16 protein-coding genes are annotated in these 16,689 nt (G+C 64.8%); 6 read left to right on the top strand and 10 right to left on the bottom strand.

The features are described 5' to 3' along the window. Positions 1 to 13: 13 nt before the first annotated feature. From CH278_RS22660 to CH278_RS22650, 3 genes are read left to right on the top strand one after another with little or no spacing between them, the layout of a single operon-like run. The gene (locus CH278_RS22660; RefSeq protein WP_032364730.1) at positions 14 to 880 is read left to right on the top strand and encodes an SDR family oxidoreductase; all 867 of its coding nucleotides are present in this window, start codon (positions 14 to 16) and stop codon (positions 878 to 880) included. Between the two features lie 25 nt (positions 881 to 905). Next, positions 906 to 2,396: a flavin-containing monooxygenase gene (locus tag CH278_RS22655; protein ID WP_094622860.1), complete on the top strand. Its 1,491-nt coding sequence runs from the start codon at positions 906 to 908 to the stop codon at positions 2,394 to 2,396. Between the two features lie 37 nt (positions 2,397 to 2,433). Next, on the top strand, positions 2,434 to 3,093 hold the full coding sequence (locus tag CH278_RS22650; protein ID WP_048316661.1) for an NADPH-dependent F420 reductase: 660 nt from the start codon (positions 2,434 to 2,436) through the stop codon (positions 3,091 to 3,093). A gap of 14 nt (positions 3,094 to 3,107) precedes the next feature. Here the strand turns inward: CH278_RS22650 and CH278_RS22645 are convergent, their stop codons facing one another. The 5 genes from CH278_RS22645 to CH278_RS22625 all read right to left on the bottom strand — a co-directional run bounded on the left by CH278_RS22645 (position 3,108) and on the right by CH278_RS22625 (position 7,993). Beyond that, the gene (locus CH278_RS22645; RefSeq protein ID WP_027494430.1) at positions 3,108 to 3,389 is read right to left on the bottom strand and encodes a protealysin inhibitor emfourin; all 282 of its coding nucleotides are present in this window, start codon (positions 3,387 to 3,389) and stop codon (positions 3,108 to 3,110) included. Positions 3,390 to 3,398: 9 nt separating this feature from the next. After that, positions 3,399 to 4,472 (bottom strand): M4 family metallopeptidase, encoded by a 1,074-nt coding sequence (locus tag CH278_RS22640; RefSeq protein ID WP_094622859.1) that lies wholly within the window; start codon positions 4,470 to 4,472, stop codon positions 3,399 to 3,401. A 90-nt stretch (positions 4,473 to 4,562) separates the two neighbouring features. Beyond that, on the bottom strand, positions 4,563 to 5,312 hold the full coding sequence (surE, locus tag CH278_RS22635; RefSeq protein ID WP_094622858.1) for a 5'/3'-nucleotidase SurE: 750 nt from the start codon (positions 5,310 to 5,312) through the stop codon (positions 4,563 to 4,565). Beyond that, positions 5,309 to 6,262 carry a 1-phosphofructokinase family hexose kinase gene (locus tag CH278_RS22630; protein ID WP_094622857.1) on the bottom strand — a complete coding sequence of 318 codons (954 nt, stop codon included), beginning with the start codon at positions 6,260 to 6,262 and terminating at the stop codon, positions 5,309 to 5,311. The genes surE and CH278_RS22630 overlap by 4 nt, the downstream gene beginning before the upstream one ends. A gap of 57 nt (positions 6,263 to 6,319) precedes the next feature. Further along, positions 6,320 to 7,993: a phospholipase D family protein gene (locus tag CH278_RS22625; protein ID WP_027494426.1), complete on the bottom strand. Its 1,674-nt coding sequence runs from the start codon at positions 7,991 to 7,993 to the stop codon at positions 6,320 to 6,322. A gap of 54 nt (positions 7,994 to 8,047) precedes the next feature. Here CH278_RS22625 and CH278_RS22620 point away from each other — a divergent pair, with 54 nt between their 5' ends. Further along, complete coding sequence (locus CH278_RS22620; protein ID WP_027494425.1) at positions 8,048 to 8,896, top strand: aldo/keto reductase; 849 nt, start codon at positions 8,048 to 8,050, stop codon at positions 8,894 to 8,896. 72 nt (positions 8,897 to 8,968) lie between these two features. Here CH278_RS22620 and CH278_RS22615 read toward each other — a convergent pair whose 3' ends face one another. Together CH278_RS22615 and CH278_RS22610 are read right to left on the bottom strand one after the other, a co-directional pair. Then, positions 8,969 to 9,607, bottom strand: coding sequence for a 3-oxoacid CoA-transferase subunit B (locus CH278_RS22615; RefSeq protein WP_027494424.1), 639 nt, complete (start codon positions 9,605 to 9,607; stop codon positions 8,969 to 8,971). Continuing rightward, on the bottom strand, positions 9,604 to 10,365 hold the full coding sequence (locus tag CH278_RS22610; protein WP_032364512.1) for a CoA transferase subunit A: 762 nt from the start codon (positions 10,363 to 10,365) through the stop codon (positions 9,604 to 9,606). The genes CH278_RS22615 and CH278_RS22610 overlap by 4 nt, the downstream gene beginning before the upstream one ends. Positions 10,366 to 10,512: 147 nt before the next feature. Between CH278_RS22610 and CH278_RS22605 the strand changes: the two genes are divergently transcribed. Beyond that, positions 10,513 to 11,289 carry an IclR family transcriptional regulator gene (locus tag CH278_RS22605; RefSeq protein ID WP_094622955.1) on the top strand — a complete coding sequence of 259 codons (777 nt, stop codon included), beginning with the start codon at positions 10,513 to 10,515 and terminating at the stop codon, positions 11,287 to 11,289. Here the strand turns inward: CH278_RS22605 and CH278_RS22600 are convergent. Together CH278_RS22600 and CH278_RS22595 are read right to left on the bottom strand one after the other, a co-directional pair. Beyond that, a complete protein-coding gene (locus tag CH278_RS22600; RefSeq protein WP_032364511.1) occupies positions 11,286 to 11,540 on the bottom strand; it encodes a hypothetical protein in 255 nt (84 codons plus the stop codon). The two genes, CH278_RS22605 and CH278_RS22600, sit on opposite strands and share 4 nt — an antisense overlap. A 9-nt stretch (positions 11,541 to 11,549) precedes the next feature. Further along, positions 11,550 to 12,515 (bottom strand): arsenic resistance protein, encoded by a 966-nt coding sequence (locus CH278_RS22595; protein ID WP_179274490.1) that lies wholly within the window; start codon positions 12,513 to 12,515, stop codon positions 11,550 to 11,552. A gap of 211 nt (positions 12,516 to 12,726) precedes the next feature. On the opposite strand from CH278_RS22595, the gene CH278_RS22590 reads away from it, so the two are divergent. After that, on the top strand, positions 12,727 to 14,724 hold the full coding sequence (locus CH278_RS22590) for an HNH endonuclease signature motif containing protein (RefSeq protein ID WP_179274491.1): 1,998 nt from the start codon (positions 12,727 to 12,729) through the stop codon (positions 14,722 to 14,724). 24 nt (positions 14,725 to 14,748) lie between these two features. Here CH278_RS22590 and CH278_RS22585 read toward each other — a convergent pair whose 3' ends face one another. Further along, a complete protein-coding gene (locus CH278_RS22585; RefSeq protein ID WP_179274492.1) occupies positions 14,749 to 16,569 on the bottom strand; it encodes a pyridoxamine 5'-phosphate oxidase family protein in 1,821 nt (606 codons plus the stop codon). Between the last annotated feature and the right edge of the window lie 120 nt (positions 16,570 to 16,689).

Raw genomic sequence — 16,689 nt, 5'->3', positions numbered from 1 at the left:
TCGAGGGGGAGACATGGCGTCATCGACGCTCCGGAACAAGGTCGTTCTGATCACAGGCGCGGCACGAGGAATCGGTGCCGAGACCGCACGTGCGTTGGCAGGTCGTGGAGCCAAGTTGGTACTCGTCGACGTCGACGAGGCTCCGCTGCGGGAGGTCGCGACGCAGCTGAAGGCCGAGGCGTTCGTCGCCGACGTCCGAAATCTGGACGACATGCAGCGCGCCGTCGACGGCGGCATCGCGGCCTACGGAGGCATCGATCTGGTGCTCGCCAATGCGGGAATCGCCAGCTACGGATCGATCCTGCAGGTGGACCCGGCCACGTTCCAGCGCGTCATGGACATCAACGTGATGGGCGTGTTCAACACCGTCCGCGCTGCGTTGCCGTCTCTGATCGAACGCAACGGCTACATCCTCGTCGTCTCCTCGCTGGCCGCGTTCACCCCGTGCCCCGGCTTGGCCGCGTACAACGCCAGCAAGGCCGCAGCCGAGCATTTCGCCAATGCGCTTCGGCTGGAAGTGAACTACCGAGGAGTCGACGTCGGCTCGGCCCACATGGCCTGGATCGATACCCCGATGGTCCAGGACGCGAAGTCCGATCTCACGGCATTCCAGGATTTGCTCGCGGTACTGCCCGGCCCCCTCGGGAAGACGATGACCGTCGAGCAGTGCGTGGATGCGTTCGTCGACGGCCTGGCCAAGCGCAAGCGCCGCGTCTACGTACCGCGGTGGGTGGGTGCGGCGTCCTGGTTCAAGGCCGTCATCACCTCGCGCGTCGGCGATCGCAGCATGTTGGCGCACGTGCCGACGATCCTGCCCAAGATGGACGAAGAAGTAGCGCGTCTCGGTAGGTCCGAGAGCGCACGCAACAAAATCAGCTGACCCCCCACCGAAGGAATCGTTGCTCATGACTGCCGTACTGACCACCCCCGAGGTCGATGTCCTCATCATCGGTGCCGGCCTGTCCGGGATCGGTGCCGCGCGTCACCTCGGGCACGATCTGCCCGGGAAGACGTACACCATCCTCGAAAGCCGCGGGGCGATCGGTGGCACCTGGGATCTGTTCCGCTATCCCGGTATTCGCTCCGATTCCGACATGTACACCCTCGGGTACAGCTTCAAGCCGTGGACGGGAGAGAAGTCCATCGCCGACGGCTCCGACATCCGTAACTACATCGTCGAAACCGCACGAGAAGCGGGTGTGGACAAGCACATTCGGTACCACCACAAGGTCGTCGCCCTCGAATGGTCGTCCGAGCAGCAGTTCTGGACGGTCACGGCGCAGCGCAGCGACACGAACGAGACCGTCACGATCACCGCGTCGTTCGTGTTCTCCTGCAGTGGTTACTACAATTACGACAAGGGTTTCAGCCCGGAGTTCGTCGGCCAGGAGAACTTCGGTGGGCAGGTGATCCACCCGCAGCACTGGCCCGAGGATCTGGATTACGCGGGCAAGAAGGTCGTCGTCATCGGCAGCGGTGCAACGGCGATCACGTTGGCTCCCAACCTCGCTCGTGAGGCCGAGCACGTGACGCTGCTGCAGCGCTCGCCGAGCTACATCCTTTCGCTCCCCTCGAAGGATCCGATTGCGCAGACACTGCGGAAGCGTTTGCCGAAGAAGTTGGCGTACAGCGTGACTCGGCTCAAGAACGTGTCGATGGCCATGTTGATCTTCACGTTGAGCCAGAAGTACCCGGAATTCATGAAGAAGCGGATCCGGAAGATGCAGGAGGGCTGGCTGCCGAAGGGATACGACCTGGACACCCACTTCACCCCGTCGTACAACCCGTGGGATCAGCGTCTGTGCCTGGTGCCCGACAACGATCTGTTCCGCTCGATCCGCAAGGACGAGGTCTCGATCGTCACCGATCATATCGACAGCTTCACCGAGACCGGCCTGAAGCTGAAGTCCGGCCAGCACCTCGACGCCGATATCGTCGTCACTGCAACGGGATTGAACCTGTCCGCACTCGGCGGCGCGACCTTCCGCGTCGACGGCAACGATGTCGACCTGCCCAGCACCATGGCGTACAAGGGCATGATGCTCACCGGGATCCCCAACTTCGCTTTTGTCGTCGGGTACACCAACGCGTCGTGGACGCTCAAAGCCGACATGGTCTCGAACTACGTCATGCGCCTGCTCGCCCACATGGACGAGAACGGGTACAGCACCGTCGAGCTCGAACGCGACCCGTCCGTGGACGAAGAGCCGTTCCTCGATTTCGCCGCCGGCTACGTGCTGCGGGCCGTGGACAACTTCCCGAGGCAGGGCAGTGAAACTCCGTGGAAGCTGCGGATGAATTACTTCCGCGACCTGCCGGTTCTGCGGTACGGCAAGCTCGTCGACAAGGCGATGAAGTTCGGGCGGCCTCGATCGAAGGTCGCGGTCGCTTCCTGACGGGAATAGATCGAGTCCCTGATCGTTTGTTCCGGACATGAAAATTGGCATCATCGGAAGTGGATTCATCGGTGGAACGCTCGTGCGCCGGTTGACGGCGCTCGGTCACGAGGTTCGATTCTCGAACTCACGCGACCCGGAGACTCTGGCGGAGCTGGCGTCGGAAACCGGAGCGACGGCGGTGTGGGCAGCGGACGCGGCGCAGGATGCGGACCTGGTCATCCTCAGCATCCCGCAGAAGAACGTGCCCGACCTCGCCGCCGGTATCGCCGGCGCACGCAAGCCCGGAGCGCCGATCATCGAAACGAACAACTACTACCCGCAGCAGCGCGACGGTCTGATCGAAGACATCGAAGGCGGCACACCCGAGAGCGTATGGGTGTCGCAGCAGCTCGGTGAGCCGGTGATCAAGGCGTTCAACGGAATTTGGTACAAGCACCTGCTCGAGAAGGGTGTTCCTGCCGGAACCGACAAGCGCATCGCGCTGCCGATCGCCGGGGACGACGCCGAGTCGAAGAAGCTGGTGTTCTCGGTGATCGACGAGCTCGGCTTCGACCCGGTCGATGCCGGTTCCCTGGCCGAGTCCTGGCGTCAGCAGCCGGGAAGCCCGGTGTACGGCAAGGACTTCGGCGTCGACGACACGGTGAAGGCGTTGGCCGAGGCGTCCCCGGAACGCTCCGCGGAATGGAAAGCTTGAGCCGAGCTGCTGAACTACCTGACGCGACCCTCGCGGAGTGTGCGCTCCGCGAGGTCGCGTAGCGGCCCGGTCAGGGCCGAATCGCCGACCCGGCAGGATTGCTCGCCCACCGACACGTTCCACACGAAGGTGTCGCGGGCCTGCGACTCGGCCGGCTCGGGTGGGGGCGGCTCAGCGAGGTACGGGCGCGCAGCCTCGACCAGCGACTGCCATTCCGGCTCGTCGGTCTCGACCACTCCGCGTTTGGACATCCCGGCGATCCCACCGGTTCGCAGTACCTCGATGCGCAGGCTCATGCCCCTCGATCACACCCGATCGTCGCTCGGCTCCCGTGTTGACTGAACTCCCACGGTAGACCAACCGGTGGCCACGGCCCGGGCGACGTCGGAATCGGTGCCGAATCGCTTCTGCGCTGCGAGCAGCGTCGCCGCGGAGAAACCGGCGAAGTCGACCGTCGGTGCGAGGCCCCCGACGGTCATCGTGTCGAACCAGACCTGCCCGACGCGATCCCACGCCGGGCCACCCAACGTGGTTGCGGCGACGGCGAACGCGCGGTTGGGAATGCCCGAGTTGATGTGCACACCGCCGTCGTCTTCGGTGGTGACGACGAAGTCGTCCATGCTCGCCGGCTGCGGGTCCTTGCCGAGTACATCGTCGTCGTACGCGGTGCCGGGCTCGAGAAGCGAGCGCAGCGCCTTGCCCTGCACCGCGGGCAGGAACAGACCTTCGCCGATCAACCACGACGCGTCCTCGGCGTTCTGCTTCGCGGTGTACTGCTCCACGAGTGCACCGAACACGTCGGAGATGGACTCGTTCAGTGCGCCGGCCTGGTCCTTGTATTCAAGCGGGGTGGTGTACTGCGTGAACCCGTGCGCGAGCTCGTGCGCGATGACGCCCAGAGAAACGGTGAAGCGGGCAAACACTTCGCCGTCGCCGTCGCCGAACACCATGCGAGAGCCGTCCCAGAACGCGTTGTCGTAGTCCCGGCCGTAATGCACCGTCGCATCGAGGGGCAGGCCGCTGCCGTCGAGACTCGAGTAGCCGTACACCTCGTCGAAGAACAGATACGTGGCACCGAGACCGTCGTATGCCTCGTCGGTCGCAGCATCACCGGTGGGATCCTCACCCTCGGCGCGAACCTGCTGACCCGGGAGGTCGCGGGTCGCTTTCGCATCGGAGATGGTGCGTTCGAGGGTGCCGCCGGTCCGCGGTGCGATGGCGGTACGTGCCTGGACGACCTCTCGGCCCGCCCGCATCTCGCGGTCGGCCAGCAGAGTCGCGCGGGCACCGGCTCCCTGCAGACGCTCGAGCAGAAACGGTGGAACTACGCCATGCGAGTGGAGCCTGCGGAACGATCCGGAATCGGTATCTGTCGTCATGTGCGGTGACCCCCTAGGTCCGTGGCATGTGCGGTGATGGTTCCCAGTGTGCCCGAGGGCACCGACACATTCGGGTCCACCGCACCGAGCTCACTCACGCAGCGTCGACAGATCGATACTGTCCACCTCGCTCGGGGGACGCAGCGCGGTGACGGTCGCCCAGTTCCGTGCCAGTAGGGAGGCGTCGGAGTCGTCGTCCTCGGCGTGGATTTCGTCGAACCGGACGGTGACGAAATCTTCTCCGCGATCGCCTATTTCGGCCTGCACCGCGCCGTATCGGGCCAGCGAGGCCGGAACGATCCCGGCGAAATCCGACCGTGGAACGTCGGGAATGTTGACGTTGACGACGGCATCGACGGTCAGATGCGAAATCATCCATGTCACCGCCAGATGCGCGACGTGTTCGGCGGTGTCCCAGTGCGACGGCCGGGTGGCGAGCGACGACAGCGCCATGGCGGGAACCCCGTGCGTCAGGGCTGTCAGCGCCGCGCCCACCGTGCCCGAATGTAGAACGGCCGCACCGGTATTGGGGCCGTGATTGATACCGGAGAGGACCACGTCGGGTGGATCGCCGAAGGCCCCTCGGGTGGCGACGAACGCGATGAGGGCCGGTGAGGCCTGTACCGCATAGACCTCGACGCCGCGCAGCCCCTCGATCTCGGTTCGCTCGATACCCAGGTGATCGTCGACGCCCATCCCCGTCAACGATGCACTGGCACCGCTGCGTTCTTCATGGGGAGCGGCCACCACGACGTCGAGGCCGGCGTCGAGCGCGACCCGCGCCAACAGCGCGATGCCTGCGCTGTCCACACCGTCGTCGTTGGTGATCAGCGCCCTCATTTCTTGCCCGCCTTGCCGTACGGACGCACCTCGACCGATTCGGTGAGTCCGAGAACCAGGTCTTTTCGGCCGCTACCGAGGCCGCGACGGGTGACGTTGGCGGTGCCCGCGCCGCCGCCCAGGCGGAGCGCCTCCGGCATCGACATTCCCTGGGCGATTCCGGCGGCGATGCCGGCGCTCATCGAATCGCCTGCGCCGTGGTGGTCGACCATCTGCAGACCCGGAGTGACGATTTCGAGTACGTCGCCTTCTACCAGGGCCAAGGCGGGGTCTCCCGCTCGGGAGATCACAACCACCTCGGCACCGTCGTCGTGCATCTTTCGCATCGCATCGATCAGGTGCTTCGGGTCCTCGGACTCGGCTCCGCCGTCGGAAATGAGGTCCTCGTGGCTGACCTTGAGCACCGTGAGACCGCCGGCGAGGGCGGCCAGCATGGTGGGGCCCGACAGGTCGGCGACCACCGGGACCTCGAGTGCGCGCAGGTCGGCACACAGCCGCTCGTACACCTCCGCAGGCACGATGTTGTCGGCGTGCGGACCGCCGAGAATCGCCACGTCGCTGCGGGCACCGGTGGCAAGTGCTGCGCCGAACAGGTCGTCGAGCGCGTGCCTGGCCAGCGGCGGCGGATCGACCGTGGCCAGTACCTCGCGCTCTCCGCTGCGGCGATCGTGCACGTAGGAGCCGCTTTCCTGGCCGATGTCGACGGAGACGACGGAGATGCCCTCACTCTCGACGATGCCGCGCAGTACGGCACCGATCTCGCCGCCGAACACCCCGGCGAGTGTGACATCGAGACCCAGCACCGACGCCATCCTGGCGATCCAGTGGCCTTGCCCGCCCGCGTGCACGTGCAGTTCGGTACTGCCGTTGGGGGCAGCGTCGAGGGTCACCGTCAGTAGTGGGGACGGCGCGAAGACGAACGCGCTGGGCGCGCGGGAGGAGGTGGACATCGTGAGCGAATGCCCGATATGTCAGGTCCGAAACAGCTACAACTCGAAAACGTCGACTCAGAATCGACGACGCAGGCGCATCCCGATGGGGCGTCCGTCGGGGTCGACGAACAGCCGGTAGGCGAGTGCGGCGAGTCGCTGCTGCCAGACGGGCGGCACCGTGATCTCGTGCATTCGCAGTCGGCCGACGGGCCGGGGCTTCGCGGACGGGTTGCGGTGCCAGTTGTCCAGGGCCGTCGCGCTCGCCGAGATCACGTCGAAGAACTGCTGTGGGTCGACGAGGTCGGCGTCGTCGCCGTCGGCCCGCCCGAGGTGTTCGCGGATCAGTTCGAGTCTCAGGTTGCGCGCGTGGGTTCTGGCGCCGTCGCCGAGGCCTGCTGGGTCCAAGGGTGCCCGATCGTCGCGCTGCTCGTCGACAATGGCCGCGGTCAGCTCCGAATCATGGGTCCAGGAGCGGCGATTGAAGTTGTCCGACCCCACTGCCGCCCACACGTCGTCGATGATGCAGACCTTCGAGTGCACGTATACCGGTATGCCACGGTCGTTTTCGATGTCGAGTACCAGTACGCGGTCACCGCCGGCCGCGCGGATGACCCCGAGCGCCGCCGAGTGTCCCAGCAGCGCAGAGGGAATGGTCAGGTTGCTGTCGTCGTCGAGGTGTTTGGGGACCACCACCACCAGCCGCAGGTTCGGCTTGCGGCGCAGTGCCGCGGCGAACACACGCGCGACGTCGACGGACCACAGATATTGGTCCTCGATGTAGATCAGCTCGGTCGCACGGTCGAGGGCTTTGGCGTACGCACGGGCCGCGCTGCGCTCGCCTCTCGTCGCGAACGGGTAGGCGGGGCGTCGACGCGGGTAAGTACGCAGCAGCTGAACCGAGCACGTGCCCTGCGGCTCCGGGGCGGCGGCAGCGGGTGGCAACTCCGACGGTTCACGCGTGACTCCGCGCAGGAAATCGGGAATGGCATGCCACGGTAGACGCGAGAGCGCCGCGGGATCTTCCCACCGTTCGCGGAAGACGTCCTCCACATCCCGGACTGCGGGCCCCTCGATCTGCACCTGCACGTCGTGCCACGCCGGAATCTCGCCGTACTCGGGCGGGAAGGGGCGCGAGACGGGATCGCCGAAGTGATCGGCGTCGTCGCGTCGAGCACGGGCCAGATCGATACCGCCCACGAAAGCGACGTCGGGCAGATCTTTCCTGCCGTACCGCACGACCACGAACTTCTGATGGTGGCTTCCGGTGACCAGCACGCGCTGGTCCAGAATGACCTCGCCGCCCGCCTCCTCCAGCCGCAGCGCGAGCTTGCGGTTCTTCGGACCGGTGAAACCGAGGGTTTCCATGTGGGAGCGCCACACCATGCCCTTGACGACGCCACCGCGGTGCGCGACGGCGGCCAGGGCATCCTCGACGGTCACGCCGTCGTCGGTGAGCAGCTGCTCCGGGTCCCCGCGCCAATCGGTGAAGAGCACCAGATCGTCGCGCTCGGTCTGCTCGAGGGCCCGTGCGAGTGCCGCGAAGTACGTCTTGCCGTGCACGAGGTTCTCGACGCGATTGCCCTCGGTCCAGGCCGAAATTCGGGTGTCGTCGTTGCCTCGCTCGGGCGCGGTCAGGAACCATGGGTGCCCCGGATCGAAACTGCGCTCGGGAGCTGTCAGAGCAGAGGTGGACCGACCGAATTTCTCGGCAACTCCGTCTACGACGCGCCGGATGCGCTGCACTATCACGATGGCATTGTTCCACCCGGTTTGAAGGCCACAGTGGGCGGGCACCCCGGCGATATGACTCAGGTACCCAACGTCACGCTCAGAAACGGCAAGCAGATTCCCCAGCTCGGTTTCGGCGTCTTTCAGATCGACGCCGACGAGACCGCGAAGGCCGTCGAAACGGCGCTCGAGATCGGCTACCGACACATCGACACCGCGCAGATGTACGGCAACGAGAAGCAGGTCGGCGAGGGCATTCGCAACTCCGGCATCGACCGCGAATCGGTGTTCGTCACCAGCAAGCTCAACAACGGTTTCCACCGGCCCGACGACGCGCGCTCGGCGTTCGACAAGACGCTCAGCGACCTCGGGACCGACTACGTCGATCTCTTCCTCATCCACTGGCCGCTGCCCACCCGGTACGACGGCGACTTCGTCTCCACGTGGAAGACGTTGGAGGAGTTCGCGGCCGACGGCCGGGCCCGCAACATCGGCGTCTCGAACTTCCAGCCCGCTCACCTCGATCGCCTCGCCGAAGAGACCGAGACGGTCCCCGCTGTGAACCAGATCGAGGTGCACCCCTACTTCGTCAACCACGACGTGTGGGCCTACGGCCGCGAACATGCCATCCCCACCGAGGCGTGGTCGCCGATCGCTCAGGGCAACGTTCTCGACGACGCGGAACTGAAGCGAATCGCCGACGCCACAGGCAAATCCGTTGCACAGGTGGTGCTGCGCTGGCACATTCAGCGGGGCAACATCATCTTCCCGAAGTCGGTGACACCGGAGCGAGTGAAGGCCAACTTCGACATCTTCGACTTCGAGCTGAGCTCGGCCGACGTCGATGCGATCACTGCACTCGACAAGGGCGAGGAAGGCCGGAACGGTCCGAATCCGGACACGTTCGACATGATCCCGGACTAGATCGTAACACTGTGGGCCCGAACGTCTTCGGACGTTCGGGCCCACAGTGCTGTTCGAACGGCTGTCGGTGCTTCAGTGCTTCAGGGTTGATCCGGTGGCGGCGATGACCTGTTCGGTGGTCACGCCAGGCGCCAGTTCCACCAGCTCTAGCGTGCCGTCGCCGACGACATCGATGACGGCCAGGTTGGTGATGATGCGGTCGACGACGCCCTGGCCGGTCAGCGGCAGGGTGCACGCGTCGAGGATCTTCGGATTGCCGTCGCGGTCGGTGTGTTCCATGACCACGATGACGCGTCGAGCCCCGTGTACCAGGTCCATCGCGCCGCCCATGCCCTTGACCATCTTGCCGGGGACCATCCAGTTGGCGAGGTCGCCGTTACGGGACACCTGCATGCCGCCGAGAACGGCTGTGTCGATGTGGCCGCCTCGGATCATGCCGAAGCTCAGCGACGAATCGAAGTACGACGCACCGGGATTGACGGTGACGGTCTCCTTTCCGGCATTGATGAGGTTGGCGTCGACCTCGTCCTCGGTGGGGTAGGGGCCGGTGCCGAGGATGCCGTTCTCCGAATGCAGAGTGACGTTCACCTTGTCGGTGAGGTAGCCCGGGATCAGCGTCGGCAAGCCGATGCCGAGGTTGACGTATTCGCCGTCGACCATCTCGGCCGCCGCACGCTCGGCCATCCGGTCTCGGGTCCATCCTGCGGTCATGCTCGAACTCCTGAACTGACGGTGCGCTTTTCGATGCGCTTGTCCTGTGGACCGGTATGTACGACACGTTGGACGAACACCCCGGGAAGATGCACCTGGGCCGGGTCGATTTCGCCGGGCTCGACGAGCTTTTCCACCTGAGCGATGGTGATCCTGCCGGCCATCGCTGCCAGCGGATTGAAGTTCATCGCTGTCTTGTCGAACACGAGATTGCCTGCGGTGTCGCCGATCTCGGCGTGCACGAGAGCGAAGTCGGCGTTGATCGCTTCCTCGAGCACGTAGCGTTTGTTGCCGAACACCCGTGTTTCCTTGGGTGGTGACTCGATCGAGACGGAACCGTCGACGTTGTAGCGCCACGGCATTCCGCCGTCGGCGATGGGGCTGCCGACCCCGGCGGGGGTGAAGAAAGCGGGTATGCCGGTGCCGCCGGCGCGGAGACGTTCGGCGAGCGTGCCCTGCGGTGTCAGTTCCACTTCGAGTTCGCCGGCGAGATACTGCCGGGCGAACTCCTTGTTCTCGCCGACGTACGACGCAGTGACGCGGCGAATGCGTCCGGCTGCCAACAGGATTCCCAATCCGTAGCCGTCGACGCCGCAGTTGTTGGAGAACACCTCCAATTCGTCCGCGTCGGTGTCGGCGATGGCCTCGATGAGGGCATCGGGGATGCCGCACAGGCCGAAGCCGCCGACCGCGATGGTCGCTCCTCTACCGATGTCCGCCACCGCGTCGGCTGCGGAGTCGTAGGTCTTTCCTGTCACGTGAACTCCTGATGTGTTCGTTGAGCAAACGATGGGTCCAGTGAACTCGACCAGCGCGCATCGTGGCTGTTTTAGGAAATTCTGCTCGAATGTCGAACATGAAGTGCGTCGGCGTTCACTCAGTGGACGTACAGTGGTGCGGTGACTGTGCTCGATGCCAACGCAGGCGTCATCGCCAAAGTGTGTGCTCTGCTGCGTGCCGCCAGTGCGGCGGAGGCGACCGGTACCTCGACCACCGAGTTGGCGAGGTCCGCTGGAGTTGCGCGCCCGACGGCGCATCGGCTGTTGACGGAACTGGCCGACGAGGGCTTCGTCGACCGCGATACGGGGACCGGACGGTGGGCACTGGGACCGGAAATCTATCTCCTCGGTTCCATGGCCGCATTGCGCTACGACGTCACCGATCAGGCCCGAGATATCGTGCAGGACTTGGCAATGCGGAGCGGCGAGAGCGCGTTCCTGTCCGCGTGTCGAGGTGGCGAGACGGTGTGTCTGCTTCGGGTGGAGGGCAGCTTCCCGCTACGGTCGCATGTGCTGTACGAGGGCATCCGATTACCGCTGGGTGTGGCCTCCGCAGGCTTGGCCGTTCTCGCTCATCTCCCGGACCGCGAGGTCGACGACTACCTCGACGGAGTCGATCTGGTGCCCGAGTGGGGAGCCGATCATTCGGAGTCGGCGATTCGCCACCGAATCGAGCTGACGCGGTCCTCGGGCTACGCCGTCAACCCGGCGTTGCTCGTGGAAGGCAGCTGGGGACTGGGCGCAGCGGTGTTCGACCGAGGACGCAGGCCGGCATGGGCGTTGAGTCTGACCGGTGTGGAAACGAGGTTTCGAGAGGACAGACGTCGGGAGTTGGGAAAGATGCTGCTCGACGCGGCGCACCGGCTCACCCTGCAGGTGGGCACCCGTCCCGATCCGATCTAGCCGTCCAGTTCTTCGAGAATGTCTGCGGCATCCTGACTTCCGCCGGCTGCCAGTCGCTGCAGTTCGTCGCGGTCCTCGCGCTCTCCGGCGCGTTCGACGAGCATGTCGACGGCGTCGCTGTTGCCGGCTGCGGCAAGTGAACGCAGGTCGTCGACGGTGCCCTGCTCCACCAATTCGTCGATCGCGTCCTGGTCACCGCCCGCAGCCCGTGCACGTAGTGCGGTCAGGTCGGATGGCGTGGGTTCGGTCATGTTCGGAGTCTAGGTCGCCGGTGCGAGGCGAGGAACGATCCTGACGTACGCGATCATGCCGATCAGCTCCACCAACGTCTGCGTCACCACGACCACTGCGGCGAGGGAAAGAGCCGGCGGCAGCGCGAGCGCGAGAGGCAGCACCACCAGCGAGTTCCGGGTCGCCCCGGAGAAGATCAAAGCCCGGGTCGCGGGCACGTCCTGGCGGGTGACCCGAGCCGTCGCGAGTCCGACGACGGCCATGACGACCAGAAACGCGACGAAGATCGGCACTGCTGCGATCAGCTGAGATGCCTCGCTGCGGACTGCGTCGACCTGAGATGCGACGACGACTGCGAGGGTCGCCATCATGATCGGCACCATTGCCGCTGCCATGGCGTCCATGATGCGAGTGCCGAGGCGTGTGCGTCGTGCCAACCACTGCGTTGCCGCAGCCGATGTCAGTGGCAGCGCGATCAGTAGGACGAACGCCTCGACGAACGGTGCGACGTCGATGATCTTCACCAGGTCGGGTCCGACGAACAACCAGAGATACAGCGGCAAGAACGCGATCTGCAGCAGCATCAGCAACGGAGCAGCGGCGAGAAGTCGTTCCGATGCCGCCCCGGCCAATCCGCTGAAAACGATGACGTAGTCGATGCACGGAGCCAACAGCACCAGAAGTATCCCGACGAGCACCGCTTCGTTACTCGCAACGAACCGGGTCAGTGCGAACACGACGATCGGAACGAGCACAAAATTGAGCACCACGACGCTGAGCAAGAAATTCGTGTCGCGCAGCGATACACCGATGGCGGAGAACGGAACTGCGAGGAACGTCGCGTAGAGCAAGACGATCAGCACCGGATTGATGGCGATCTCGAATGCGGGAGCCGATGCCGGTGCCGCCGACCCGACAACAACTCCGACGGCCAACGCCAATAGGTACAGCGGGATCTGGAACTTCTCCAGCCACGCCACTGCCGAACCGGTCACGTGGTACTCGTCGGTGAAGTGCAGAGGGTGGGCACGTACCGAGGATAGGCGTTGTCGAGTATTCGGGGGATGTGGCTCGGGTACGCGATCATCGCCGCGTCGGTCCGACGACCTGGGGTTCGACGGGTCCGGCGTTCTTGTCGGTGGGTCGGGATACTCTTCTTGCAGTTCGAACATGCGTTCTTGTTTCGATTCACTGGGGGGTGAAGAGATGGCGATACCGACGGTCTCGTTGGATGCGTTGACCGCCGCTGCGCGAGAAGAGAATCGGCTGGCGGCCCGCAAGATTTCCGCGTGCTACGACGTCCATCGGAGCTGGATCACTCTCGACACCAAGCACAAACACTACAGCCGGTATGGGCGCACCGAGATGGCGGTGGCGTTGGGGTGTTCGGCGACGGTCGCCGAGGCGTATGTCTCGGTCGGGGTCGCCCTGCACACTCGACTGCCGCTGGTGAAGAAGGCATTCGAGGCTGGGGAGATCGACCTTCCGCGAGTGAGGGTGGTGTGCCGGATCCTCGACAACCTCTCCGACGACATCGTGAGGTCGGTCGAGGACGAGATCGTCGAGGCGGCCCGACGGTCGCCACCGGGGCCGCTGGAGAAGGAGATCTGGGACATTCTGCTGCGGGTCGCGCCGGAGGAAGCAGCTGCACTACGCGAGTTCGCGAAGAAGTTCCGCAATGTTTCCTATGCCCCGGCTGGGGAGTTGGCGCGGATCCGAGCAGAATTGACCGCCCCCGAAGCCGCGGCCGCATGGCAGCTCCTGGAGGAAATGGCCGACACGCTCTGCCCGAAAGACCCACGCGGCAAACAGGATCGGCTGTGCGACGCCTTCATGGCGCGGATGCACGGTGAACCCCGGCTGGTATGCCTGTGCCAACGAGCGGACTGCCCGAAGAAAGATGCAGAGCTGCCGGATCGTCGGGTGCCGTTGACGATGGTCACCGTCGACATCGCCACCCTCATCGGACTGCTCGCGAATCCGGCGTACCTGGCCGGTCATGGATCGATCGATCCCGACCTCGCGCGGGAGTTGGCGCGCAACAGTCACTGGCAGATCCTGCTCACCGAGGCGGTGACGCTGGCAGAGAAACTCGGACTGGCAGTGCAGAACCCGGAAACCGGGGAATGGGAACAACGCTCGGCAGAAACAACAGCCGAGTCGAGTGCGACAGAGCCTGACGCGACACAACCCAACGCGGAACCGAATGCAGCGAAACCGGATACGCGAGTAACGCGGACGGATACTGGCACTGGCACTGGCACTGGCACTGGCACTGGCACTGGCACCGGCACCGGCGCGGGCAGCGCAACGAACACAGCAGCGCCACTACCGTCGATACCGCCACCTCCGGTACCGCCACCGGCGCTACCGGACCCAGGACCGCATCCCGGCGCAGGGCCGGTCCAGGGTTCGGGTTCGGTTGCTGCAGAATCGCATTCGAAGCCAGACCCGACACCGCCTGAGCCGACCGACTATGACGAGACTCAGCACCGGCAACGACGTCGGAGTGCCTTGGCGTCTTCTGCAGCCCTGTTCTGTACTCACACACCCGTCGGCAGGGGCACACGGCACAGCTCTGCCCTCGACCTATCCTCGGAGGTCCGCCCCGACAACCCGACGGTCCGCCCCGCAGGCCGCACCGCACAGCGGACTTCCTCCGGCATCTACCTCGGCAATGCATCCCTCGCCGCAACACTCGAAGCCGCCATCGCCGCCGACCCCACCCTCGCAAAACCTGTCCGACGCGACCCCCTCACCGACCGAGCCCTGATCTACCGACCCGACGCCCTCACCACCGCCGCCGTACGACTACGCGACCGCCACTGCCGCTTCCCCGGCTGCCACAGACCTGCCGAACGCTGCCAACTCGACCACATCATCGCCTTCGATCACGCCAATCCACTCGGCGGCGGCTGGACGACAGTCAACAACCTCCAATGCCTCTGCGAATACCACCACAGCGTCAAGACCGCCGGCTACTGGAAAGCGGTCATGCTCCCCGGCGGTGCCATCCTATGGACCTCCACCTCGAAGACAACCCGAATCACCCTGCCCGCCAACGGAACCGCAGTACCCATCCTCGGCAACGACCTCCGGCCCTGTATCCCCACCAAACCGCGACGATCCGGCATCATCGCCTACCCCGACCCACCGGACAACGAACAGCCGGAGACAGACGACACGGCAGCACCGCCCTTCTAGAGGCCGCGTTCTTGGATGCAACGTTCAGTAGTCGAACGCCTCGAACCTGACGTCCTCGCCAGCCAACCACCCCAGAACTGCTGCGTGTAGAGGAGGCACAGCGCACACATAGAACTGCCTTCGCCCGACGTGGCCTACGGCTTTGACGTCGGACTCGGTCATTCGTCGTATGTATGTCCGGGCTCGGAGCTGTTCGAGAGTGCGTGCCTTGGCATGCCCGTCGGTGTCCAACTGTCCGGTGATGAACACCGTGATCGCCATCCCCAAGTGGCCGACCTGCTCGATGACGTCGACTGCGAGAGCCAGGTCCTCTGCACGGATGCTCCACAGCAGGGTCAGCGCGAGTCCGGATTCGTGGGCAGCATGCGCCTGCGCCATGAAGGGCGTGATCCCGATCCCCGATGCCACGACCACTACGTCGTCGGTATCGGGCTGCGTATCGCCGTATCTGGTGTCGTCCTCGCCGCCGAAGCCCATGACAGGGACGGCCAGGTCCGACCCTGGAGTCCACCGCGACAGCAGGCGGCTGACCGGTCCGTGCTCCCGAACGGTTATCTCGAATACATTGCTGCCCGAAGTGTTCGGTTCGCTGGACACCGTGAACGTTCTGATGAAGTCGTCGTTGAGGGAGCTCGGGTCATGATCGCGCATGTGCGACCAGCCACGATCGAGTCGATCCGAAAAGTCGAGGGTGACGTGTTGCCCGGCACGCCATCGCACCGGCGTCGACGACTCGCCCGGAGAAAGCCGGAATGTGTAGCGCGATATCGTCGGTGTGATCGGCAGCTTGTGGATCAGCGAGGCAAGCATTCTGTCCGCTGATCTGGGCCGCCGGCCCGAACCTCCGACCTCGCGGGCCAATCTTCGAACCGGCGGGTTGTACGGCGACGGGTCGAGCAGCGTGCCTCGGAATGCAAGGCCCTCTCTTACGAAGCGCACTGCCTCGATATCGATCCGTACAGCCATACTGCTGTGTGGCAGAACGCTTTCAGTGGCATCTCCGATCAGTACCTCTGCGCGTCCCGTCAGGTAGAGGATGTCGCCGGTGTCGAAATCGGGGAAGGTGAGTCCCACTGCCCGGTCGGAAGTGATGTTTCCCAACGTCTGGTAGAGGCGGTTCCCCGAGTACTCCGGGTACACCAGGGTCACGCCCTCCGTGTCGGAGTTACTGAATATCCGGACGAATCCTGGTGCCCCACCGCGGATGTTGGTGTCCATGCTGTGGGCGCCGTGTCGGCTGGAGATGAGGAACGTGTCGGATCTGCCGATGAGGGCGAGGGCGTCGGCTGGTAGGGGGAGCGAATCGGTGATCAACTGCGGAGATGATGCGTAAGGTGTTATCGCCCGCATGTTCAGATATTTGGGGCAGTTTCCGAGGGTTTCGTCGACTGCGACATTCACCTGTACGTCGATTGGTTCGCTGGTCTCCGAAGGCGTTGTGTTCGTTCGCCTTTCCATCACCATCCCGTCGTGCAGCCGTCCTGCGATCTTGACCCGGCCCCTGTGCTCGAGATCGATGACGAGGCCCGAGACCAGCCTTCCTCGTCCGTTCGTGGCTTCGTCGCCCACGAGACCCTCGAGCACTGGGTCGGTACCCGTCCAGTGAGCGCCCGGATCTGCGGGACGAGGTTCGAGCCGGGTCCGAAACCTCACTCGGAGAACACTGTCCGCGGCCACGGTTGCTGTTCCCGGAGCGCCTCCGAGCAGCGTTGTCCACACTCGGCCGTCGACGCCGATCGTCCCCAGCGCCACGAGTGGGCTCCGGCTCATCCAGGGTCCGTATGCGGCGGGCAGCCCTGGGACAGTGGGGTTGTCCTCGTACGGCACCTGCAGAAGACGGTGCATCGTCTCCTCCCCTGGATGCCACTGGCTCGGCATGTGGTCGTCATCTGCTCGCATGACGTCTGGCCTTTCTCGGAGGCTGTTGGCATACATGGCTATTGGGAATAGCTGGTGCGGAATCGA

The organism is Rhodococcus sp. 05-2254-5, assembly GCF_002258575.1.
GTDB classification, from domain to species: domain Bacteria; phylum Actinomycetota; class Actinomycetes; order Mycobacteriales; family Mycobacteriaceae; genus Rhodococcoides; species Rhodococcoides fascians.
This window is presented reverse-complemented; position numbering and strand designations above follow the sequence as displayed.

Bases quoted from the DNA above. Each gene is read 5' to 3' on its own strand.
- CH278_RS22660 (WP_032364730.1), top strand. From the start codon at position 14: ATGGCGTCATCGACGCTCCGGAACAAGGTCGTTCTGATCACAGGCGCG.
- CH278_RS22655 (WP_094622860.1), top strand. From the start codon at position 906: ATGACTGCCGTACTGACCACCCCCGAGGTCGATGTCCTCATCATCGGT.
- CH278_RS22650 (WP_048316661.1), top strand. From the start codon at position 2,434: ATGAAAATTGGCATCATCGGAAGTGGATTCATCGGTGGAACGCTCGTG.
- CH278_RS22645 (WP_027494430.1), bottom strand. From the start codon at position 3,389: ATGAGCCTGCGCATCGAGGTACTGCGAACCGGTGGGATCGCCGGGATG.
- CH278_RS22640 (WP_094622859.1), bottom strand. From the start codon at position 4,472: ATGACGACAGATACCGATTCCGGATCGTTCCGCAGGCTCCACTCGCAT.
- surE (WP_094622858.1), bottom strand. From the start codon at position 5,312: ATGAGGGCGCTGATCACCAACGACGACGGTGTGGACAGCGCAGGCATC.
- CH278_RS22630 (WP_094622857.1), bottom strand. From the start codon at position 6,262: ATGTCCACCTCCTCCCGCGCGCCCAGCGCGTTCGTCTTCGCGCCGTCC.
- CH278_RS22620 (WP_027494425.1), top strand. From the start codon at position 8,048: ATGACTCAGGTACCCAACGTCACGCTCAGAAACGGCAAGCAGATTCCC.
- CH278_RS22615 (WP_027494424.1), bottom strand. From the start codon at position 9,607: ATGACCGCAGGATGGACCCGAGACCGGATGGCCGAGCGTGCGGCGGCC.
- CH278_RS22600 (WP_032364511.1), bottom strand. From the start codon at position 11,540: ATGACCGAACCCACGCCATCCGACCTGACCGCACTACGTGCACGGGCT.
- CH278_RS22590 (WP_179274491.1), top strand. From the start codon at position 12,727: ATGGCGATACCGACGGTCTCGTTGGATGCGTTGACCGCCGCTGCGCGA.
- CH278_RS22585 (WP_179274492.1), bottom strand. From the start codon at position 16,569: ATGCACCGTCTTCTGCAGGTGCCGTACGAGGACAACCCCACTGTCCCA.